The 23,161-nt window shown below is 37.8% G+C and carries 19 protein-coding genes and 1 rRNA gene; 7 read left to right on the top strand and 13 right to left on the bottom strand.

Features of this window, described 5'->3' with window-relative positions; genetic code table 11:
* Positions 1–879 (top strand): RNA-guided endonuclease InsQ/TnpB family protein (locus AC559H_RS01380; protein WP_237746345.1); only part of this gene is annotated, 879 nt, incomplete at its 5' end.
* Here the strand turns inward: AC559H_RS01380 and hetR are convergent.
* Positions 816–1,721: a heterocyst differentiation master regulator HetR gene (hetR, locus tag AC559H_RS01375; RefSeq protein WP_026798416.1), complete on the bottom strand. Its 906-nt coding sequence runs from the start codon at positions 1,719–1,721 to the stop codon at positions 816–818. The two genes, AC559H_RS01380 and hetR, sit on opposite strands and share 64 nt — an antisense overlap.
* Before the next feature lie 409 nt (positions 1,722–2,130).
* Positions 2,131–2,502, bottom strand: a complete 372-nt coding sequence (locus AC559H_RS01370) for a hypothetical protein (protein ID WP_036832456.1) — start codon at positions 2,500–2,502, stop codon at positions 2,131–2,133.
* Positions 2,503–2,801: 299 nt separating this feature from the next.
* Here AC559H_RS01370 and AC559H_RS01365 point away from each other — a divergent pair, with 299 nt between their 5' ends.
* A complete protein-coding gene (locus AC559H_RS01365; RefSeq protein ID WP_026787146.1) occupies positions 2,802–3,437 on the top strand; it encodes a lipase family alpha/beta hydrolase in 636 nt (211 codons plus the stop codon).
* Here AC559H_RS01365 and AC559H_RS01360 read toward each other — a convergent pair.
* The gene (locus AC559H_RS01360) at positions 3,434–3,862 is read right to left on the bottom strand and encodes a VOC family protein (protein WP_026787145.1); all 429 of its coding nucleotides are present in this window, start codon (positions 3,860–3,862) and stop codon (positions 3,434–3,436) included. The genes AC559H_RS01365 and AC559H_RS01360 overlap by 4 nt on opposite strands.
* A gap of 18 nt (positions 3,863–3,880) precedes the next feature.
* Here AC559H_RS01360 and AC559H_RS01355 point away from each other — a divergent pair, with 18 nt between their 5' ends.
* The 4 genes from AC559H_RS01355 (at position 3,881) to AC559H_RS01340 (ending at position 11,608) form a co-directional block, all read left to right on the top strand.
* On the top strand, positions 3,881–4,663 hold the full coding sequence (locus tag AC559H_RS01355; RefSeq protein ID WP_026793694.1) for a TIGR00297 family protein: 783 nt from the start codon (positions 3,881–3,883) through the stop codon (positions 4,661–4,663).
* Positions 4,664–4,738: 75 nt separating this feature from the next.
* A complete protein-coding gene (locus AC559H_RS01350; protein WP_026793695.1) occupies positions 4,739–6,148 on the top strand; it encodes a cobyrinic acid a,c-diamide synthase CobB in 1,410 nt (469 codons plus the stop codon).
* A 117-nt stretch (positions 6,149–6,265) separates the two neighbouring features.
* Entirely contained in the window at positions 6,266–10,771 is a 4,506-nt protein-coding gene (locus AC559H_RS01345; RefSeq protein WP_026793696.1) for a PAS domain S-box protein, read from the top strand.
* 474 nt (positions 10,772–11,245) lie between these two features.
* Entirely contained in the window at positions 11,246–11,608 is a 363-nt protein-coding gene (locus AC559H_RS01340) for a response regulator (protein WP_026787141.1), read from the top strand.
* 102 nt (positions 11,609–11,710) lie between these two features.
* Here AC559H_RS01340 and AC559H_RS01335 read toward each other — a convergent pair whose 3' ends face one another.
* The 4 genes from AC559H_RS01335 to AC559H_RS01320 all read right to left on the bottom strand — a co-directional run bounded on the left by AC559H_RS01335 (position 11,711) and on the right by AC559H_RS01320 (position 16,534).
* Positions 11,711–14,866, bottom strand: a complete 3,156-nt coding sequence (locus AC559H_RS01335) for a valine--tRNA ligase (RefSeq protein ID WP_026793697.1) — start codon at positions 14,864–14,866, stop codon at positions 11,711–11,713.
* 107 nt (positions 14,867–14,973) lie between these two features.
* Complete coding sequence (locus AC559H_RS01330; protein ID WP_026793698.1) at positions 14,974–15,432, bottom strand: hypothetical protein; 459 nt, start codon at positions 15,430–15,432, stop codon at positions 14,974–14,976.
* Positions 15,433–15,436: 4 nt separating this feature from the next.
* A complete protein-coding gene (locus AC559H_RS01325; RefSeq protein ID WP_026793699.1) occupies positions 15,437–15,856 on the bottom strand; it encodes a hypothetical protein in 420 nt (139 codons plus the stop codon).
* An 18-nt stretch (positions 15,857–15,874) separates the two neighbouring features.
* Positions 15,875–16,534: a nucleotide-binding protein gene (locus AC559H_RS01320; RefSeq protein ID WP_026793700.1), complete on the bottom strand. Its 660-nt coding sequence runs from the start codon at positions 16,532–16,534 to the stop codon at positions 15,875–15,877.
* A gap of 245 nt (positions 16,535–16,779) precedes the next feature.
* On the opposite strand from AC559H_RS01320, the gene rrf reads away from it, so the two are divergent.
* Positions 16,780–16,896: ribosomal RNA gene (rrf, locus tag AC559H_RS01315) — 5S ribosomal RNA — on the top strand.
* Positions 16,897–17,012: 116 nt separating this feature from the next.
* Here rrf and AC559H_RS01310 read toward each other — a convergent pair.
* The 6 genes from AC559H_RS01310 to AC559H_RS01285 all read right to left on the bottom strand — a co-directional run bounded on the left by AC559H_RS01310 (position 17,013) and on the right by AC559H_RS01285 (position 23,132).
* A complete protein-coding gene (locus AC559H_RS01310; RefSeq protein WP_026793701.1) occupies positions 17,013–17,330 on the bottom strand; it encodes a DUF433 domain-containing protein in 318 nt (105 codons plus the stop codon).
* Positions 17,331–17,411: 81 nt separating this feature from the next.
* Positions 17,412–18,284, bottom strand: a complete 873-nt coding sequence (locus AC559H_RS01305; RefSeq protein WP_051319598.1) for a GIY-YIG nuclease family protein — start codon at positions 18,282–18,284, stop codon at positions 17,412–17,414.
* 75 nt (positions 18,285–18,359) lie between these two features.
* Complete coding sequence (locus AC559H_RS01300) at positions 18,360–19,781, bottom strand: MlaD family protein (RefSeq protein WP_051319599.1); 1,422 nt, start codon at positions 19,779–19,781, stop codon at positions 18,360–18,362.
* 57 nt (positions 19,782–19,838) lie between these two features.
* A complete protein-coding gene (locus AC559H_RS01295) occupies positions 19,839–21,428 on the bottom strand; it encodes an Hsp70 family protein (protein WP_026793702.1) in 1,590 nt (529 codons plus the stop codon).
* A gap of 28 nt (positions 21,429–21,456) precedes the next feature.
* Positions 21,457–21,915 carry a D-aminoacyl-tRNA deacylase gene (gene dtd, locus AC559H_RS01290; RefSeq protein WP_026793703.1) on the bottom strand — a complete coding sequence of 153 codons (459 nt, stop codon included), beginning with the start codon at positions 21,913–21,915 and terminating at the stop codon, positions 21,457–21,459.
* A 98-nt stretch (positions 21,916–22,013) separates the two neighbouring features.
* Positions 22,014–23,132 carry a CobW family GTP-binding protein gene (locus AC559H_RS01285; protein WP_026793704.1) on the bottom strand — a complete coding sequence of 373 codons (1,119 nt, stop codon included), beginning with the start codon at positions 23,130–23,132 and terminating at the stop codon, positions 22,014–22,016.
* Between the last annotated feature and the right edge of the window lie 29 nt (positions 23,133–23,161).

The following is a 23,161-nucleotide window of genomic DNA, read 5'->3' as shown; positions in this document are numbered from 1 at the left end:
GTTAAGGACATAAAACGGGTGCGTTTAATTCGTCGTGCCGATGGATATTACGCACAATTTTGTCTGAATATTAATGTCACCGATATTCAACCCAAAACCGGAAAAGAAATAGGACTTGATGTTGGTATTGAGTCGTTTTACACAGACTCCAATGGATATCAAGAAGTTAATCCTAAGTTTTTGAGAAAAGCTGAACAATCAATTAAGCAATCTCAGAAACAAATCTATAAGAAAGTTAAAGGTTCATCGGGGAGACGGAAAGCTAGGAAAGTTTACAGTAAAAAACACTTAAAAGTAAGTAGACAACGGAATGAACACGCAAAGAGAATTGCGCGTAACGTATGCACATCTAACGATGTAGTAGTCTATGAAGATTTAAGTGTTAGAAATATGGTTAAAAACCATTGTTTAGCTAAATCAATTAGTGATGTTAGCTGGTATTTGTTGAGAAAATGGATAGAATATTTTGCGGCTAAATTTGATAAATCAGCAATTCCGGTTGCACCCCATTACACTTCACAGAAATGTTCTAATTGTGGGGTAATAGTGAAAAAATCTCTATCAACCCGCACCCATGTTTGTAATTGTGGATGTGAGTTGCATAGAGATACAAATGCTGCAATTAATATTCTAAATCTTGGTAAACAAGCTAGGGGAGGGCATCCCCAAAGTAACGCTAATGGACTGGAAACCTCTACTCCTCTTGATGAAAGTCTGGTCGAGCAAGTGTCCAGGTTGAAGTTAGAATCGAGCGTGTCTTCAGACGGTGAGAGTGTCAATACTTCTGTATTTTTAACATTCTTAAACGTCTTGAATTACTGTTCTTCCTCCTTTGGCCCGAATACCATTTGTACCACCATGGTTTCTCCTCCCGCTTGATGATATCGATCCGCCCATTGCCGAATAATTTCATCTAATTCTTCAATGGCTCGATCAATTCGTTCCGGGGGTATATCTAATTCTTCTAAAACCCTTATTACCCTAGGTTGACGTTCAGCCCAGTCCTTCATTAATCTAAAATATCTGGCTGTATCTTCCACCATAATAAAAGTTCTTTCCTCCTGATCTTCAGGGGAATAGGTGGCTCGATTTAGGGCATAAAACGGCATTCCCCAAGGGGATTCGATTTTGATTACGGTTTCAGAATAGGTTAAACGGCGCTTAATATGTTCGGCTAAGGCTTCACTCAAAGGCATTCTCCGATTCGGTTCTAAATCTTCCTGAGAACGTGTATGTAAAAAATCAATTAATTCCATAAATTGAAAAGAATTAATTAATTGAGCATCGGGTAAATATTTAGGGAGTTTAGTTTCAATCACCCGCTTTTCTTCTTGAGTTAAACTACTACCTGAAATCCGAGAGTGTCCCGGTTGCCAAGGATAATTTTCTAACCAAACATAGGGAAACTGAATCAAATATCGAGGTTCTTGAGACCCCAACATTTTTAATAGTTTGCCTTCGGTTAATGCTTGTTGAACTTCTTCAACAATCACCTTGACTCGCTTGGGTTCAATATGGTGCAGGTGTCCTGTCATTCTCAGGTTTTTTCCCTGTTCCATATAGGTCATGTAAATGGCACATTTCGCCGCCGTGGCAGCCGCATCGAGAAACGCCCCATGTCGATGTCCACTGGTTCGCATGGCGCTAAAAGCCAGATATAACAGAATCTGATCCATGGCACTGGGGCTAAGACTTTTGATCAGATCGGTGTCTTTTGTCATAGAAACCTCATAGAAATTTAGAAACGAGCATGGCTTTAGCCATGAGCAGAAAAGAGACTGAAGGGATCTCAGTCACCTAGAAAATTCTCAAGTTGATGACAGCAACCAACCAACGATAGCACCGTCATGAGTCGGCAGGCACTTGGTGCATTGTTGATTAGCCTATCAAAATTAAGTAGATTATTTAGCACCCTTGGCACTCAGGGTTCCCATATTAATTGATCGATCACACAATTCTATTCTATCTTAAATATTACCAGAGATTTGGGTTTAAAGCCTTGCCCTTCTAAGCCAACTTTTGGGGTCAACCCATCAACAATCAAAAAAAACCAAAAGCCCAAAAAACTATTAACCTCCCCAGCCTGATGCAGATAGCTAGAGAGGTTGATGGTTTTGACACTTCAGCAGATTAGGAGCGATTCATCTGATTTGCCATATCTGTGAACATCGCCAGACTCGGCCCGGGCCGACGACGGGGGGTAGGGGATGAGGAGGTTAAATATTCCGTAGAAAAGTTCATACCAGCAGGGGTTTTTACCTGGGGGTTAAGGGGGGCGGGTTCCTCAACTGGGGCGGGTTGAGGGGCAGGAGGAGCAACGGTTGTGGTTTGGGGTTTAGCCACAGCCACAGTTTCGGGTTGATCTTTTGCTGCTTTTGCTGATGCTGCTTTTGCTTTAGGTGCGGGTTTAGACTCGGCTGGAGATGCTTGTTTATCTTGAGCATCGCCAAACTCTAAATAATATCCATCTTTTTTCTTAGAACCAAAAAATTTATTTAACATTATACTTACTCCGTGGGTATTTTTAGGAAGTTTCAAGCCTGAGCCCTGAATTCAGACTAGGGAAAAATGAAAGATTTGTCTACAAAAATTTACATATTGTTACATTTTGTTTAAACAAAACTCCCGATTTTCCTAGGTTTCGGTAAAAAATCTCTCATCTGTTTGCATTTATTTACAAATTTCTCAGAATAGGAGTGAGCAGTTAATCAATGACCAGTTGCAGGAATGGCCCCTAGTTGCATCCAGAATCTCCCGTGATAGTCTAAGTTGGAACCAATATTAATCCAATTTAAAATCCCATGGATAACAGCAGCCCTCGCCATCCGGTTTTATTGATTCACGGTATATTTGATACCAAAGCAATTTTTAAAACCATGACAGCCCATCTAACTAAACGGGGATGGGATATTCACAGTCTGAATCTGATTCCTAATGATGGTCGATTTGGCTTAGAAGCCTTAGCCCAACAAATTACAGCTTATGTGAATCAAACCTTCCCCCCGGAACAACCGATTGATTTAATCGGGTTTAGTATGGGAGGAATTGTTAGTCGTTATTATGTCCAACGCTTGGGAGGAATTGAACGAGTTCAACGTCTGATCACGATTTCCTCCCCCCACAACGGAACCTTAACGGGATATCTTTACCCCACCTTGGCTGCATCCCAAATGCGTTCCCATAGTCCGTTTTTAGAAGACTTAAATCGGGATTTAGAAGTCCTAGACTCGATCAATTTTACCTCCATTTGGACACCTTTGGATGGGATGATTGTCCCGGCTGAAAGTTCTCATATCTCTATTGGTGAAGAATTCACGGTTAATGTTTTTCTCCATGCTTGGATGGTAAACGATCCCAAAAGTTTAGCTATGGTAGAGAAAGCCTTAAATTCACCTCTAAAAACCTTGACCCGTTCGGTGTCACCCGCTACCCTTTAAATGTCGCCAACCTGGGCGTATTCGTTACAGCCAAATACGGCTTCGGGATGACAGTAATATTTGAATTCCAAGAGATTATAAAAAGGATCTTCTAGGAAAAAAGTGCGGTGTTCTGTAGGTAAACTCGGAAAACGGCGTTTGGGCTCTTGGTAAAATTTCAGGTGTTTTTTTTGGGCACGGTCTAAGAGAGTTTCCCAGTCTGTCTCGGAAGTAAAGATTAACCCAAAGTGTCGGGGATAAATACCATTTTGGGGTGTTAGGGGTTCTTGACCGACATGGGCGACAATTTGATGGCCGTAGAGGTTCATAATGATGGAATTGCGGGTTTCTCGACCGATTTCGCACCCTAAACCCTCCCCATAAAAGGCTTTAGTTTGTTCGATATTGTTCACGGGAAAGGCAAGATGGAATAATGTTTTATTCATGGTTTTGAGATCAAATTTATGATTTATGAATTAGTGTCGCTTAATCCTTGGTTATTTGCGATCGCTTTAAATACAGTTTTAATTAGTTTAGGGGTGATTGCCGCCAAAAAGTTATTAACCCCCGCCGGATGGATTCATGCTTGGATATTGGGAGTGCTGATTTGGGGATGTTTGGGTTGGCGAGGTTATCTGATTGTGGTATTCTATTTTTTGGTGGGTTCGGGTGTTACCAGAATTGGTAAAGCCGAAAAGGAAGCCTCTGGAATTGCGGAAAAACGCGGGGGAGCCCGGGGGCCAGAAAATGTCTGGGGTTCGGCGTTAACGGGAATGTTATGTGGGTTAGGGGTATTTTCCCTACAATTATTTTTTCCTGATACAGTTGGAATACAATCTTGGATTCCGTTATTATTATTAGGATATGTTGCCAGTTTTAGTACAAAATTATCCGACACCTGTGGTAGTGAAATTGGCAAAGCCTACGGGAAACAGACTTTTTTAATTACTACATTAAAACCTGTGCCTAAAGGTACGGAAGGGGCTGTGAGTTTGGAGGGGACTTTAGCCGGGGTGGTGGCTTCTATTGTGGTTTCTGTGTTAGCTTGGAGTGCGGGTTTAATTGATAGTTGGGGGATTATTTGGAGTGTGATAGCGGCGTTTATTGCTACTAATTTGGAAAGTGTGATTGGGGCAACCTTACAGACAAAATGGACATGGTTAACTAATGAAATTGTGAATTTTATTAATACATTAATTGGGGCAATTACGGCGATCTTTTTCGCTTATCTTTGGCGATTTTTATAATCAGCTTTAGGGGTAAAAATCAGACTCGCCCCAAAACCCTGTTTCTATGACCTTATTAACTCAAATTGTTAGATTATGACGCTGATTGTTGCTGGAGAAAGGAGTGGAGTTGGTAAAACAACTATTACACTAGCTATTTTATCCTATTTAAAAAAACACAATTCTAATATCCAATCTTTTAAGGTTGGCCCCGATTATATTGATCCCATGTTTCATCACTATGTTACGGGTAAACCTTGTTATAATTTAGATTCGATTTTAACTTCAGAATCCTATATTAAAGCCTGTTATAATCAACATATTCAGACCTGTGATTATGGTTTAATTGAGGGAGTTATGGGTCTGTTTGATGGGATTCCTAATGGGGAAAAAGTTCCGATTGCTTCCACGGCTCAAATTGCTTTGATTCTTGATTTACCTGTAATTTTAGTCTTAGATTGTAGTCGATTATCGGGTTCTATTGCTGCGATCGCCATGGGGTTTAAAAACTTTAATCCTGATATAAAATTGGAGGGTTTAGTTTTAAATAAAGTGGGAAGTGATCGCCATTTAGAACTATTAAAAGCCTTCTTAGAACCTCTGAATATTCCGATTATTGGAATAATTAAAAGACAGGAAAATATTGTGATTCCCGATCGCCATTTGGGGTTAATTCCCACGAATGAACTGCCGCAGATGGATTTATTCATTCAAGAGTTAGCTGAATTAGCCCAAACTTGGTTTGACTGGGAAAAATTATTACCCTTATTAAAAAATACTCTAATTTCTGATCTGAGTAATTCAGTTAAGCGGGAAAATTCTATCCCTACCTTACGGTTTGAACATAACTATCAACCGATTAGAATTGCGATCGCTAAAGATGCGGCATTTAATTTTTATTATGCCGATAATTTAGAGATTTTACAACAGTTGGGTGCAGAATTAATCGAATGGAGTCCATTAAAGGATGAGCAACTTCCGACCGATATTAAAGGATTATATTTTGGCGGAGGTTTTCCCGAAGTATTTGCTCAAGAATTAAGTCAAAATCAGTTAATTTTAAACGCAGTTAAAACGGCTATTTTATCAGGGATACCGACTTATGCAGAATGTGGGGGGTTAATGTATTTGTGTGAAGAGATTATTGACTTTGAAAATAATGCTTGGCCAATGGTGGGAATCTTACCAACCACTGCGGTTATGGGAAAACGCTTAAAATTAGGGTATTATCAAGCAAAGGTTTTAAAAAATACTCCTTTATTATTAGAGGGAGAAATAATCACCGGACATGAGTTTCATCGGTCTGAACTGATAGAAAATCCGTCTGATCCTTTATATGAAATGCAGCGTTTTATGTCCTCGCAAACCACTGCCCCCGTATTAGAAGGTTGGGGAAATTGTTCTAATGTTCATGGGTCTTATTTACATCTCCATTGGGGAAATAGAATTGATATTCCTACCCGTTTTTTAAAGTCTTGTACACAATTAAGTAGTTACACAAAATAAATTACCTAGTTGAGAGAGGGAACAGCCCCCCAAACCCCCCGTGGGGGGATAGGAGGGGAAGGAACAGGGTGGAGGATGTGTAATTAATTTTGTTTAGGTACTTATAGCGGTGAATTTATGATTTGGTCAGAAAACTTAGAAACTGCGGTGATCCCCGATCCGATAACAGTAACACCCGATACCCCGTTAGATCAGGTGATCGAATTAATTACTCACACCAGAAGCATTTGTTATCCTACCTCACCGGAATTTAACCTCCTAGAAAATGCCAAAACAGAAGGACGGGGAAGTTGTGTAATTATTGTGGATAATAATAGTAATAATAGACCCATTGGTATTGTTACAGAACGAAATATAATTCACTGGATCGCCACAGGAAAAAACACAACCGGGGTTAATGTCGCAGAGGTAATGAGTCAACCTGTTGTGACGCTTCAATATTTAGAACCGCAGGATATTTTCTCTGTCATCGAGCAGTTTCACCGGAATTCCATTCGTCATATCCCGGTAGTTAATCAAGATAAACTGGTGGGATTAATCACCTATGATACGATTATAAGTTCTATAGAACCAGCAAATTTGTTGCGGTTCAGAAAAGTTTTTGAAGTGATGAATCTCCAGGTGATTTGTGCGACTCCTCAAACTCCTTTATTAAATATAGCACAACTGATGTCAAAGCATCATATTAGTTGTGTAGTGATTGTTGAGGAAACCCCACAACCCATTCCGCTTGGAATCATCACAGAACGAGATTTAGTCCAGTTTAAAACGTTAAAACTCGATTTTAATTATACTCCATCGGCAAAGGTTATGAGTTCACCCCTGTTAACATTGCGTGGTGAAGATACTTTGAATATTGCCTATGAAACAATAGAATCCCATCACATTGGTCGCTTAATTGTGACTGGAAATCAGGGGGAATTAGTGGGACTGGTGACCCGAACTAATATTTTACAAGTGTTACAGCCCTTAGAAGTTTATAATGTTATTGAAGTCTTACATAAACAAGTTAAATACTTACAAGATGAAATAATTGAACTGCTAGAAGACCGTAACCTTAACTTGGAAAAACAAGTCCAAGAAAGCAATGAAAAATTGTATTATCGAGAAAAAGAGTTTCAAGTTATTGTTGAAACCAATCCTGATATTATATTTAGAATTGATTTAGATTATCGGTATCTCTATGTTAATAGTGCAATTCAAAAATTTATCCCGGTTCCTGCTAAAGATTTAATCGGTAAATCTTTAGACGATGTAGGATATGATCAAGAGCTAGTCAATCTTTGGAAAACCTTGCTTCAAAAGGGAATAGAAACAGAGAAAGAGCAACTGATTGAATATCCCTTTCCCACAATGTCAAGTTCAAACTGGTATGAAACTCGACTGGTTCCTGAATATACACCCGATGGCATTTTAATATCTTTTTTGGGAATTTCTAGGGATATTACTCCCCAAAAACAGTTAGAAGAAAAACTGCATCAGCAAGTCAAATTAGAAAAAATATTATATAGACGAACAGAAAAAAAATTACATGATCAAAATCAGAAATTAGAGTTATTGGCTGATATTACCCTCAATATTCGTCAATCTTTGCAACTAGGAGATATTTTGCAAGCCGCCGTGACAGAAATTCGCCAGATTTTAGATTGCGATCGCGTATTAATCTATCGAATTTTCCCCAACGGATCGGGAAAAACAATTACAGAATCAGTTATTTTTCCTGACTTATCAATACTTGATCAATATTTTACCGACGAAACTTTTTCAAGTGAGTGTGAACGCTTTTATGAACAAAGAAAAGTGAAAGTGATTGATAATATCGAAGCAGCTTATCCATCGGACAGACCTGAAAGTTTGTGTATGAGAGCATTAATGCAGCAGTTACAGGTGAAATCAAAATTAATTATTCCGATTTTTCAAAATCAGCAACTCTGGGGATTAATGTTAGCGCATCAATGCTTTGCACCCCATAAATGGACAGAGTTTGAAATTGAGATCATGCAGCAAATTTCCGATCAAGTGGGAATTGCGCTTGCTCAAGCTCAATTATTAATAGATTTACAAGCAAGTCAAGAACAGTTGCAGGATTTATTTGAAAATGCCAGTGATTTAATTCAACTAATTTCCTCTGAAGATGGACATTTTATTTATGTAAATCGAGCTTGGAAAGAAACCTTAAAATATAGCGATGAAGATATTAAAAATTTATCAGTTTTTGATATAATTGATTTTAACCAGACTCCTAAATGGCGTCAAATTTTTGAACAGTTAAAAAATGGAACTATTACCAAACAGAATTTAATTGAAACAAGATTTTTAACAAAAACCGGAGAAATTGTGATTTTAGAAGGCAGTGCTAACTGTCAAATTAAGGATGGTAAACCAACGGTTATTCAATCATTTTTCCACGATGTCACCGCTAAAAAACAGGCAGAAGAACAGCTACAAAAAGCTCTCAAAGAATTAACTTATCATAAATTAGCCCTCGATGAAATGGCAATCGTCGTAATTACAGATGCTAACGGGTTGATCACTTATGTTAATGATAAATTCTGTCAACTCTTTCAATATTCTCCTGAAGAATCTTTAGGCAAAACCCATAATTTAATTAATTCTGGCTATCATCCTTCGAGTTTATTTCAACAACTTTGGTTAACCATTCCTCAAGGCAAAGTTTGGCAGGGAGAAATCAGAAATCAAGCTAAAAATGGAGACTATTATTGGGTAGATAGTACGATTGTTCCCTTTGTCAATCAGGAGGATAAACCGTTCCAATATTTATCAATTATGTTAGATATTACAGAGCGCAAATTAGCAGAAGCTAAACTTTTAGAATTAAATCAGTTTCAACAAGCGATTTTAGATGGGGCAAATTACGCGATTATTTCTACAGATATCAATGGCATTATTCAAGTTTGGAACCGGGCGGCAGAAAATTTACTCGGTTATCAAGCTGAAGAAATTATCGGTAAAAAAACTCCAGCTATCATTCATAATTCTGAAGAAGTTATAGAACGTTCCTATAGTTTATCCTTAGAATTAGGAACTGAAATTGCACCCGGATTTGAAGTATTTGTTGCTAAATCTCGTCTCGGACAAAAAGAAGAACGAGAATGGATTTATGTTCATAAAGATGGCACACATTTTCCAGTCTTACTGTCCGTTTCTAGCTTACGAGATCAAACGGGAAATATTAGTGGATTTTTAGGTATTGCTCAAGATTTAAGAGAACGCAAACGCACAGAAGCCGAAATTAAAGTAGCTCAAGAACGGTTTCAGTTAGCCATTCAAGCCGCCCAAGATGGATTTTGGGATTGGGATTTTGTCACAGGTAATCTTTATTTATCGCCCCGTTGGAAAGAGATGATAGGCTATAATAATGACGAATTACCGAATCAATTATCCTCCTGGGATCAAGTCATTTTTGCCGAGGATAAAATTGCCACTACAAAATTAATTGAAGACTATAACCAAGGTCGAATTGATCGGTTTCAAGCTGTTCAACGTTTTCATCATAAAAATGGCTCCACCGTCTATATTTTATCCAGAGCAATTCATCTTAAAGATGACCAGGGAAATGTCATCCGCATGGTGGGCGCCCATACGGATATTACGGAACTTCAAAAAGCTCAAGAAGCCTTAAAACAACAGTTAGCTGCCATTGAAGCCGCCATTGATGGCATTGCTATTTTAAAGGATGGACAATACATTTATTTGAATCAAGCTCATGTTGAACTCTTTGGTTATACTTATCCTGAAGAATTACTGGGAAAAAGTTGGGAGGCACTGTATAAACCCGAACAACTAGACTATTTTCAACAGCATACTTTTCCGATTTTATCTCAACAACATCATTGGCAAGGAGAAGCAACTGCTCAACGCAAAGATGGCAGTATTTTTACAGAAGAAGTCTCACTAACTTTAACCGATGATGATTTATTAATTTGTGTCTGTCGAGATGTTACGGAGCGCTTAAAAGCGGAAGAAAAAATTAAAGCCTCACTCCTAGAAAAAGAAGTTTTATTGCGAGAAATTCACCATCGAGTTAAAAATAATCTCTATGTAATTTCTAATTTATTAGATTTACAAGCAGATACCTTGGAACAGGAGGAACAACGCAATTTATTTGCCGAAAGTCAAAATCGAATTCAAACAATGGCACTAATTCACGAACAGCTTTATCAATCAAATGATTTATCACAGGTGAATTTTGCCAATTATATTCAAAATCTTGTGGAAAAATTATCGTTATCCTATCAAACAAAACACTGTCAGGTTGAAATCATTCTCGATGTTCAACCCGTCACATTAAGTTTAGAAAGTGCGATTCCCTGTGGACTTTTAATTAATGAGTTAGTCACAAATTCTTTTAAATATGCTTTTCCAAATTCTCAATATGGAGCCATTAAAATCGAGTTAAAACTTGAGCAAAAAGAACAGATTTTTCTGAAAATCAGTGATAATGGTATAGGGATTCCCAATGACTTTGATTGGGAAGATACTCCATCCTTGGGATTAAGATTAGTTAGTATTTTAGCAGATCAATTAGAGGCATCCCTTGAAGTTGATTGTAGCAATGGTACAAGTTTTACTCTCATTTTTCAAGAACAAAGCTATAATTAATTTATGAATATGTGATTCGTTTAACCCAGTTGACAAGACTGGTGATAAATGATTACATTTATAGATAAGATACAGTGTATCAAGTCCTATCCCTCAATTGCATCAGGTGAAAGCATAACCCCCAGTTTGTATGGGTAGCAACCAACAGGCTAAAGCGGGGTTAAAAGATAGAAATACTGGTAGCTAAATCTGGTAACTATAGAGCAAGGAGAAAGCAAAGATGCGCTGAACCATCGTTAATTAAAATGGCGAAAAGGCTAAATCAGAAATAAAACTTGTTGGAAAATACAGTAAAAATCTGATTAACACCAACCTATAGCAGGGAACAGGGAACGCTCCTATCGACTCTAACATATACCATAGTCGTCAAAACTATGAGGACATAAACTGATTTTGAAACCTAGACCGTGAACTCTTTTTTTTCTGTTTCGGTGTTCCCAGCCATAATTTTAATAATCAGAGGGTTTTAACCAAATGACGGCTACTATTCTAATTGTAGAAGATGAGTTAATTGCCGCTGAAAGTATCGCCAGAAGTTTGAGAAAACAAGGGTATACAGTTATTTCTCGGATTAATTCTGGAGAAAAAGCCTTAGAACAGGTGGCGAAAAATCTCCCGGATTTAATTTTAATGGATATTCATTTACGCGGGGAATTAGACGGTATTGAAACGGCTAAACGCATTCGAGAACATCATCAAATTCCGATTATTTATATTACGGCTTATTCTGATAGTTCAACGATTGAACGCAGCCAAGAAACTAATCATTCTGGATATTTAATTAAACCGTTTAAATCCCAAGAGGTGATTGACGCTGTTGAAAAAGCCTTGTTATAGCAGGGAACAGCGAACAGCCCCCGCCCGTGCACGGGGGGCTTGGGGGGGAGGAAACAGCCCTCGATTCCCCCTTTTCTAAGGGGGGTTAGGGGGGTCAAAAAGTTAGTTAAATTGACTTAACCTTTCTTGGAGAATCTCCGCTTGTTTTTCCGCTTCAGCTAAACTATTGCGGGTATTTTCTACAACTTCCGGTTCCGCACGGTTAACGAAATTCGGGTTATTCAAATTCCGTTGAAACCCTTGAATTTCTTTTTCAACTTTTGCCAATTTTTTCTGCAATTTCGTTTGAAATGCTACCAAATCAACCACCCCGGCTAAAGGCATTAATACCTGTACAGTTCCCACGACTCCCGCAATACTTTGCCCTTCATTTCCAGTTAACTTTTCGGTAATAGTTAACGCTTCAACTTTCCCTAACTCTTGAATATAAGTTTGTCCTTGTTGCAAAATTTGCTGTTCTTTACTGCTTTGGGTTTGCAGAATGGCATTAACCTTAACCTTGGGTTTAATATCCGCCTCCGCGCGTAAATTTCTGACGGTACGAATAGCGCCAATAATTAACTCAAAATCCGCCTCCAATTTCGGATCAATAATGCTGATAATTTCACTGGATGGCTCTTGACAAACTGCGGAATAAATGTTAGGCATTTCTAGGTTTTTATCTGCTTCTGCACTGCCGATAAATTCCGTTTTCAACTCTTGTAAAATCTTCCCAAGTTCCTCCCGTTGGGACGCTTTAAACAAATAACGATAAACAAACCAACCGGAATATCCCATCCCAATTAGTTCAAAAATTGTAGATAATAAGGGTAACTCATTAATCGCATTTAACGCCGCAACAAAACATTTAATTGTTAAAAAAGCAACAAAGAATATCCCCGTCAAAATTAGAGGTTTTTGATATTGTTTAAAAAACCCTCCTAAAACTTCCGGTAATTCAAATAAAATTCTGATTGATTGACCTACAATTGAATCAGGATCATTAACAAACTTTCCTAACCGTTGGACTTCCAGAATCTCATCTTCTACCACCACCGGATAGGGTTGCAAAGCTAAACAATCTTCTTCTCCAATTTGGGTTAAACTATGCCAAATTTCTTCGGTAATATGGGGCATAAACGGGTGGAGAAGTTTTAAAATACCTTCTAAAACATAAGCTAAAGTTTGTTGGGAAACCTGACGAGAGGCGTTATTTTCTCCTTGTAAACGGGGTTTAGCTAATTCAATATACCAATCACAAAAATCTCCCCAAATAAACTCATAAATGCCTTTAGCCGCTTCACCAATACCGTAATTATCCATATCCTCACGGGTCTGTTTTACGGTTTGGTTAAAGCGAGATAAAATCCATTTATCACTCAGTTCTAACTGATTAATATTGGGTTCTCCTAACTGTTTGGGAGATTTTCCATCTAAATTCATCATCACAAACCGAGAAGCATTCCAGAGTTTATTGGCAAAATTTCGAGACGCTTCAACAGATGCAGATTCGTCGGTTTCTCGATTATATTCTAAGCGAATATCCTGCCCCGCCCCGATGACTTCTTTCATTAAGGTAAACCGCACCGCATCGGTTCCGTATTTATCAATTAGTAATAACGGATCAATCCCGTTTCCGGCGGATTTTGACATTTTCTTGCCATTTTCATCCCGTATTAACCCATGAATATAAACGGTTTTGAAAGGCATTTTATCGGTAAAATATGCCCCCATCATCGTCATCCGGGCAACCCAGAAAAAGATAATATCAAACCCCGTTGATAGGGTACTGGTAGGATAATATTTGCTTAAATCTAAAGTTTGTTCCGGCCATCCTAAAGTAGAAAACGGCCATAAACCGGAAGAAAACCAAGTATCCAAAACATCAGGATCTTGTTCTAAAATTACCGCCTCTCCGAATTTGGCGATCGCTTTTTCCTGAGCTTCCGCTTGATTTCTGCCAACAACAAAAGGCGTATTATCGGTAATTTTACCGCCCGTTTCACTAATAGCATACCAAGCCGGAATTTGATGCCCCCACCACAATTGTCGAGAAATACACCAATCATCTAATTTAACTAACCAATCTCGATAAACCTTCGTCCAACGGTCAGGAACAAAGACGGGAGCATCCTGTTGATCTAAACAATTTAACGCCTTATCAGCAAGGGGACGAATCTTAACAAACCATTGAGTTGATAATAGCGGTTCTACCGGAACCTTACCACGTTCGCTATAGGGAACCGTATGTTTATAGTCTTCAATTTTAACTAAAAATCCCTTATCTTTGAGGAATTGAATTAGATTTTTTCGGGCGACAAATCTATCTTGTCCGGCAAATAGCCCCGCGTTTTCATTTAACGAACCATCCTGATTCATAATATTAATCATCGGCAGTTGATGCCGTTGACCCATTTGAAAATCATTCGGATCATGGGCAGGAGTTACTTTAACACAACCAGTGCCAAAATTCGGATCAACAAAATCATCGCCAATAATCGGAATTTCCCGTTTAATAATCGGTAAAATTACTGTTTTCCCAATTAAATCTTTATAGCGAATATCCTTGGGATTCACCGCCACCGCCGTATCCCCCAACATCGTTTCCGGTCGGGTGGTTGCTACTTCTACATAACCACTACCATCGGTTAAAGGATAGCGAAAATGCCATAAATTCCCATCAACTTCTTTATTTTCTACTTCTAAATCCGATACCGCCGATTGACTGGCTGGACACCAATTAACTAAATATTTTCCCCGATAAATTAACCCATCTTCATATAATCTAATAAAGGCTTCTAATACCGCTTTTGATAACCCTTCATCCAGGGTAAATCGTTCCCGTGTCCAATCACAAGAAACCCCCAAACGGCGTAACTGATTAACAATTGTTCCGCCGGATTCTTCCTTCCATTCCCAAGCTCGTTGTAAAAATTTTTCTCGCCCTAAATCGTCGCGAGTTTTCCCTTCTGCTTTCAGTTGTCGCTCTAAAATTGTTTGGACTGCAATACTGGCGTGATCCATCCCCGGCAAATACAAAGCGTTATAACCCTTCATCCGATGATAGCGAATCAGGGCATCAATTAGGGAGTTATTAACAGCATGACCGATATGGAGATTTCCCGTGACGTTGGGGGGGGGAATCATAATACAATAGGGTTCCCCGGGTTGGTTGGGGTCAGCTTTAAACACCTGATGAGCTTCCCAATACTGTTGCCATTTGGCCTCGGTACTAAAGGGTTCGTATTTTGTGGCTTGGGTTGGAGTGGTTGCAGTCATGGGTTTGGACAAGATGGGCAATTTTAGACAATCTTTTCTATTTTGCCATATTTGGGCTTATCGTTGTACTCTAGGATCTTTCAATTCTTGGATAATCTTTTTTTTAGTTATTTTATCGTTTTCCAATCTATTAATCCCAAATCACGCAATGGAGGTAATTCTTCTACAGCTTCTTCAAACGCAGGAGTTTCTTGAAAAATATCATCAAGTGTTAATAAATGAATTTTATAGTTATCAATGTACCGATGACCATATAATCTTTTGATAAAAGTATCTTTATAACCACTTCCTGCTAACATTACACTTAGATCGACACGGTGGTAGTCAATATCTGAGTAATACATACGGGCATCATCTTTATCTAATAGTTTAGACCTTAATTTGCATTGAAAATGGATTTTGCGGTTTTGATCCCAACCAAATCCATCAATTCCATCATCTGGCCCCGCTACACCAGGAGTTAGCCCCAGACGCGCAGCAAATCTACGACCTAATTCTTGTTTTTTAGAATTATTAGCCGATAGTATAACCTGGATAATTTCATGAATTATTAAAGGATCATCCATAGTATTAATTAACTTGATTGTTAAGGGAATAGAATGTGTTGTAAAGTAATTTAATTCCCACAATAGCACACTCACTAAATTGATCTTTCATTCCACAACTTTCAAGCACACTTAAAGTTTCAACACTTAGCATTACTTCCGTTTCCTGTGAACCTAATTCCTTTGGATACTCTTGTAAATCCTTTAGTTTTTTGTCTTGTTCTTTTATATATAATAGAGTCCCTCTGATTGCACAGTTAATCAAGGATTGAAATGATAAACCCAATCCTTGAGAAAGAATTTGAACCATTCTTTCTTGATCTTTAGTGAATTTAACTATGCTTATGTTTTTAGGAGAAGTATCTTTACTTTGCTGAGTAACTGTCTTAATTTCTTGTTCTAGCAAAGGGTCGTCAATAATATTTTTTTGATCGTTAATAGTCATTTTTAATCCTCCAACTTTCTATAGGTTAATTAGTGAACAAAAATTTTCATAGAGATCCTCACAATTTTCATAAGTCCAAATATATTTTTTGTCCTCATATAAAGCCTCTTGCATTTCATCTTGCAAATATCTGATTTCTTGAGAAATTTCGCATTGATGGGGAACTATAGAAATAGTTTCCAATTTATTGTTGATGATATCTTTGGATACCCCCAAAGGGACAATAGTAACTTGAACTTTATCAGGAAGCCCTGTATTGGATTCTAGCTTAGATACCATACCAAGAATTCTATCAAGATTACCTAAAGCTTTACTTTTTTGGGACGCATTAATAGGGATTAAAATTTTATCTGGATTGTCATTCACAATAACCTTGACAGTATCTTCTCTGGCTCCTTTTGCATCAATAACGATATGATCGTATTGGGTTGGATCAACAATATTTAAAAGATTCTCTCGTTTAGGATTGTAAATTAATGATAAATTATCCTCCAAGAATACCTCCAATTCTTTCTTCGGCTTGCTTGGAGCAAAAAACTCCCAAGCTTGGTGTTGGTCATCACAGTCTAGGAGTAGAGTCCGAGCCCAGGGAAACTTTGATATAAGAACACCTGTTATATGTACAGCAAGAGTAGTCTTACCTACCCCGCCGTTATTATGAGTGCATAGAATGATCAATATTACTCTCCTTTGGTTAGATGTTTTCAACTATAGCATAACCTCCCTTGATATTGTAGCAGTACGACTGCCCTGAACCCTATCCTGCTTATTTCTCAGTCGTTTTCTGCCTCTCCCCAAAAAAAAATTGAAAAAGGGGTTGACATTCCCAGAAAAAGGGAGTAGATTAGTAAATTGTGAGAGGCAAGCAAGCAAAACACAAACGGCTGCAAACCTCAAACCCAGGTAAAAGTTTATAGAGCTTTCCTGGTGCCTATGGCTCAGTGGAACCACTCCGATCCATCTCGAACTCGGAAGTGAAACGCTGACACGGCGAAGATACTTGGAGGGTAGCCTCCTGGGAAAATAGCTCGGTGCCAGGTTAATAATCAAAAACCCCCTTCTAGTGGTAAATCGGAAGGAGGTTTTTGTATGAATGGGTTTTTATTAATTTTGTACTTGGTTAATATAAGATAAACTACAAAGGTAAATATTGAACTCATTTTAATAGCCCTTGAGCGCGTAATCTAGCAGCAAAAGGAGATTCACCAGCTTCAATTTCTGCCTGTTTAATATAGTCTTCTCGTCGCTTTATTTCTGTGTCGAGTTCTGCTTTATGATCCCAATAATAAGCTAAGGCAGAAAGAATTTGGCTCATGGTTAAATAACGATGATTAAGGTGTAATTCTGCTGGACTCCAACTATAAGCAATTTGAGCTTCAACTAATTCAACGACTTTCATTATAGTTCCCGCTATGATAGGAACATTATCCTGATTTAGCTCTACATATTTATACTCGGTTTTTGTAAGTGTCATATTTCCTGCTTTGTTGATTGGCTTTTAAATAGAATGTCTATTTTCTAGTATACCTCGCCAAATCTATTTAATTAATCGTTATTATATCGAAATCTCCGGTAGTAGATCTAGAACAGATTTTAGATCTGCTGCTCGATAGTGAAGATAATCCTCCCTTCTAGTTCTGAAAGATGAATCAGTATTCATGATTGAAGGAAGAATACTTGTATCTGTCAAAGCTAAAACAGTTTGTTTAGCAATCTGTATATAATGAAGGCTTGATCTATTTCCCGCCAACTTATGTATTAAAGTCGGGTAACACACAAATTCATAAACGATATTTTCTAGCATAAAGACAAGAATAAATGCAGGTTTGAGGTTAGGGTCAGCACTTCCACATTCGCTTTCGTAGACCTTCCAATATCCCTCAAGACTTTTTCCTTTTCTGCTTTGTGATTTTTGACATGAGTTGATGATAGGCCTGTCATGATCGTTGATACTAACGACTATCACAACGCAGTTATATTCTTTTAAAGATCCATCTTCATCTTCATCTATTTCTGTATAGTATCCCAGCACTACAGACCGCACATCAGGGAATAGGGTAGTCTTCTTATTGATAACTTTGAGAAGGCGACTGATTTCTTGATTGGGTTGTATGGGTTTTCTTGCGTATGTTTTAACCCGACTGTAGTTAAGGTGTGGTTTGAACAAATCAATATATAGCTGCTCTTTTTCATTAAGTTGTTCGGTGGTAAATAATTGCCAGTAAATTCTATATAACCTTTGATTGTTTGTGCGACTTAATTGTGGATACCTGTGGTGTCCTCTCCCATTCCAACGAGCATTAATATTGATAGATCGCCCTACATACCACACTTCTTGTTCTGCATCGACAACCACATAGATCCCTGGTTGCGGGGGTAATTGTTCACGTTGTTTAAGGGGAAGACTAGACCATGATTTCCATTCCATATAAGTATAATTTCCTAAGTTGATCTATTAATTGATGACTTTTCTGTTATAAGTAAAGGTAGTGGTAATTTTTCCCTATTCCTGATTAAATTGGGGTGGAAAAATAAATTTTTGAGTTTGATCAATAGAATAATCTGTAGCAGAATTCATCAGTTGATTTACCCTTTCATTCGCTTCAAAACCAGGCTGTTTTAGGGTTGAAGATTGATTAATAGTTGAGAGTGTAACCTGAGTTTTTTTAACCGCTTCTGCTAGAGGTTCTAATTTTTCCGACATTGATTTTTGTCGTTCTAAACGTTGAGTTGAGTTAAATAATTTCCCCAAACCATTAATTAAGTTTTTCAGGTTATTTTGTAATTGTTCATCCCCGGTTAATTGGTTCACATCTTCACTAATTTTTTGCAAGGTTTGTAGGGTATTTCGAGTGGAATTTAAAGTTTCTTGAATTAGGATTAAATTTTCAGGATCACTGACTCCCTTTGATAAATCTCTGAGGTTAGCTGATGTGGCTTCTGCATTCGCTGAGGCGGCTTCCAAATTTTTAATAATATTAGCCTGTTCTAATTGAGTCATGATCGGGGTTAGACTTCCGACTAAAACACTGAGTTCTTTTGTGGTTTGATTAATATTTTCTAAAGTAGAAACTAAACTAGATCGATTATTCGCTAATAATCCATTAAATTGATTAGTAAGAGCGCTAACTTGATTAGCCGCCTGACTGATAGAATTGGCGGAATTAACAGTGGCTTGAGTGACTTCTTTTGTATCTCTTTGAACACCCGTTGAAAGATTAGTCATTTCTGAAGTCAAAGCATTAACTCCTTGACTCACCGATTGATTTAACCCGCCAATTCCAGTCCCTACAGACGCATTAAGTTGTTCAATTTCTGACTGGGTAACAGACAAAAACTCTGATATTTTCCCACTTAAATTTATAGCTTCTTGGGCGGCACTAGAACTGTTTTTGGCTGCGGAATTTAAGTTAGCAAATAACTCTGGATTTCCATAGATTTCTGCAAATTGATATAAACTGCCAATTAGTTTCATAATATCAATTCCTAGCTCTCCAGGAATGCGAGTATTATTACAAAGAATAGTTTCAGGACAATCGGGACTAAGCGGATCTGCATCTGCGAAGTTTTGAGAAAATTTTCCTTTAGGAATAATGTCAATATATCCTTCATTTAATAAACCAATCTGGTTAGATTGAATGATCACATTGCGAGGAATAATAAAACTACTCGGTGTAATTTCTAAAATGGCATCAACAGCATTTAAGGAAGCTTTAAGTTGAACCAATCGACCAACTTTAACTCCTCGATATCTGACAACTGTTCCGATTTGTAATGCAGACGCATCAGAAAATTCTGCAATAATTATGTAACTACGACTTCCTAAACTAATATTTTTCAGCCATAAAACTACGGCTCCGAGTAAACCTAATCCCAACAAAATTAATAAACCCACAGAACCTTCCCGAATAGCTCGCGATCGCATAGTTTTCTCTCTCACAATTAGGGTAAACTTTTAACATCATAAATCTGGTATTTCCCTCTAACTTAACTGGACAACAATTTGATTTTCTAAAAGCAGTTTATCGGTTAATAAGTCTTCAACCGTAATTCTTAAAAATCGTTTTTCATCTACTTGAAATAAGACTTTAATCCGATCACTTCCTGGGTTTCCTAGAGGGGCTAATTGAGCAATGGTGCGACCGCCTGGGGTATCATTTAAAGATTGAACAATTTGGCTTTGATCTAAACGACGAGTGACCAAACGATCGCCATCAAAATAAACCTCTGTTCCTCCGGTTTCATCCCCCAATTCTCCTAAAATCAATTCAATACTGGGTTGATTTTCCAAAGATGCACCCAACATTAATTCTATGGGTGTCGTCATCGGATAGGGTTGACCTGATCTTATAATTGAATGCCAACTATGGCAATTATCCCGACGATTCCAATAGCGAACCCCATAACTATGATATAAAAAATCTTCTATTTTTGTCCCTTGATTTAGTTGTAAAGCACCATGGGAAATCGCCTCAAAAGGTTTTTTACGGCGAATTTTATCATTCTCAAAATATTGCTGAATCCAAGTTTGTACCGATGGAATTTGAGCACTTCCTCCCACTAATAAAACAGCATTGATATCAGAAACTTCAATTCCTTGACGGCGAGCTTGTTGGAAAACTTTACCAATAGAATCATCTAAGGTTTCAAAAAAACTAGCATTAGTAAGAATAGTTTCAAACTGGTTCCGCGTTAAGGTTAATTCATAACTATCTAAGGTTTGGTCATCAAAATAAACTTCTGTCGCTTGAGTTTGTAAAGATAATTGAATTTTTAAACGTTCAGCTAAACGATTAGTTAGGCTATTTTTGGGTAAACCTTGGGTTTTAGTAAAGTAATCTAATAACCAATTATCAATATCAGAACCCCCTAAATTTTGCCCCGCTTTCGCTAAAACTCTAGCAGTTTGTACCCGTTGTCCTGATGATTCTGTAAAGGATTTTTGCCCCCATTTTAAAATAAAACCTAACGGTTTTTTATTGCTATTTGCTTCTAAACGAACTAGGGAGAGATCTAACGTTCCTCCACCTAAATCAATTACCAGCAAAAGCTCTTGATCTGCTAATCCATAACCTAAAGCAGCCGCCGTGGGTTCATCTAACAGTTTTACCTGTTCTACATCAAGAGATTCAGATACTTTTCCAAGCCAATAACGATAGGATTCAAAGCTGTCAACTGGAACGGTAAATACCAAAGAATCAACCTCCATAGGTATTTGACGAATAGCATTCACAATTCCTCTTAAAAACAATTCTCCCACTCGTTCAAAGCTAATAATTTGACCATCAATTTCGGGTAAAAATCCCTGAATATTACTCCCAATTCCCCGTTTAAAATTCTTGAAAAAACGAGGATTATTACTAATATCATATCCTCCATCTCGTACTTGTTGACCCAATAAAATATCCGGTTGACTCGCATCTTTTAAATAAACTAAACTCGGAATTAGGGGAGGATTTTGGCTGGAAATTTGAGATAAATTAGGCAGTTTTAAGGTTTCGGGTTTTTGTGTCGCCGAATTCCAACGGGAAATCACTGTATTACTGGTTCCAAAATCAATCGAAATAGTCATTTTTCTAAATATTTTATAATAGAAATAATTAAGAGTTTGCTTCTTTTTCTAAGATTAACGTAACCGGGCCATCATTTTCGATTGAAACTTGCATCATGGCGCCAAATTTCCCTGTTTCTACTTTTAAACCACTCAAACGCAATTGTTCAACAAACTGTTGATAAAGCTTTTCAGCCGTTGCTGGAGGTGCTGAACGATCAAAGGACGGACGCCGACCCTTGCGACAGTCCCCATAGAGAGTAAATTGACTTACCACTAATAATTCACCTTGAATTTCTTGAATGGATTTTTCCCATTTTCCAGTGTTGGTTTGGGGATCGGAAAATAATCTTAATTCTAAGCATTTTCGCACCATCCAATTAATTTCTATTTCGGTATCTGTTTGAGCAATTCCTACTAATAGGTTGAGTCCTCTCCCAATTTGACCGATGATTTCACCTCCGACAGTAACTTGAGACGCATTAACTCGTTGAACAATTACCCGCATATCAGTAATCAGTAATCAGTTATTAGTCATCAGTTAATAGTAGGGTGCGTATTATCAGTACACGCACCATTACTATTGTTCACCTATTAACTAATATTTTATTTCCCAAATCCTTTTCCACGACTGGTAGAGGGAAGACATAAACAATGATTGAGTTGAGATCGTAGAATTTCATGATCTAATTCCTGACCAATTAAAACTAACTGGGTTTTGGGTTCGGTTTTCCACTCATCATCATCAATTGAAAACCGTTTTCCACTCAGATGAAAAATATGACGTTTGGGACTTTCATCAAACCATAAAATTCCTTTGGCTCGAAACACACTTGCGGGAAGTTGGTTATCCAAAAAGTATTGAAATTTTCTTAAAGAAAGGGGTTGATCACTTTGGAAAGAAAGGGAGGTAAAACCATCATTTTCTAAGTGATTAGAATGGTGGTGATGATCATGATCATGATCGTGCTCACAATCTGGATCACAGACATGATCATCATGGTCATGGTCGTGATCATGTTTGTGCTCATGATGGTCATGTTCATGGGATTGATCATCAAAATATTGATCGGATTGGAATAATCCAACACTCAGAATTAAAGGTAAGGAAACTTGAGAGTTAGTGGTGCGTAAAATTCGGGCATCTTTTTTCATATCCCGAATTCTGACTTCCAATAAATCTACCTCGGCTTCATCGACTAAATCGGTTTTATTTAAAACAATAATATCCCCATAGACAATCTGACTATTGGCGGCTTGACTATTGAATAAATCCAAACTAAAATTAGCACAATCTACTAATGTTACAATGGAATCTAAACGAGTCATATCCCTTAATTCTGTACTTAAAAAAGTCAGAGCGACCGGAAGCGGATCGGCGAGTCCGGTGGTTTCTACCACCATATAATCCACTTTTTCAGGACGTTCTAAAACCTTATAAACCGCATTAACTAAATCTTCATTAATGGTGCAACAAACGCAGCCATTACTTAACTCAACCATTGTATTATCTTCATCGGTATTGATAATCAATTCATTATCAATTCCAATTTCACCAAATTCATTCACCAGGACGGCGGTTTTGATTCCCTGCTGATTGGATAAAATATGATTCAGCAGGGTGGTTTTCCCACTTCCTAGGAATCCTGTAATAATGGTTACAGGCATTCCCCGCTTGGGGTCATCCATGGTTAATTCTGTCTTAGGTGTGACGGTGGACTGCATAGGGGTACTACCAAAAACGTCAAAAATTT

This window comes from Planktothrix prolifica NIVA-CYA 540 (genome assembly GCF_963864145.1).
GTDB classification, from domain to species: Bacteria; Cyanobacteriota; Cyanobacteriia; order Cyanobacteriales; family Microcoleaceae; genus Planktothrix; species Planktothrix agardhii.
This window is presented reverse-complemented; position numbering and strand designations above follow the sequence as displayed.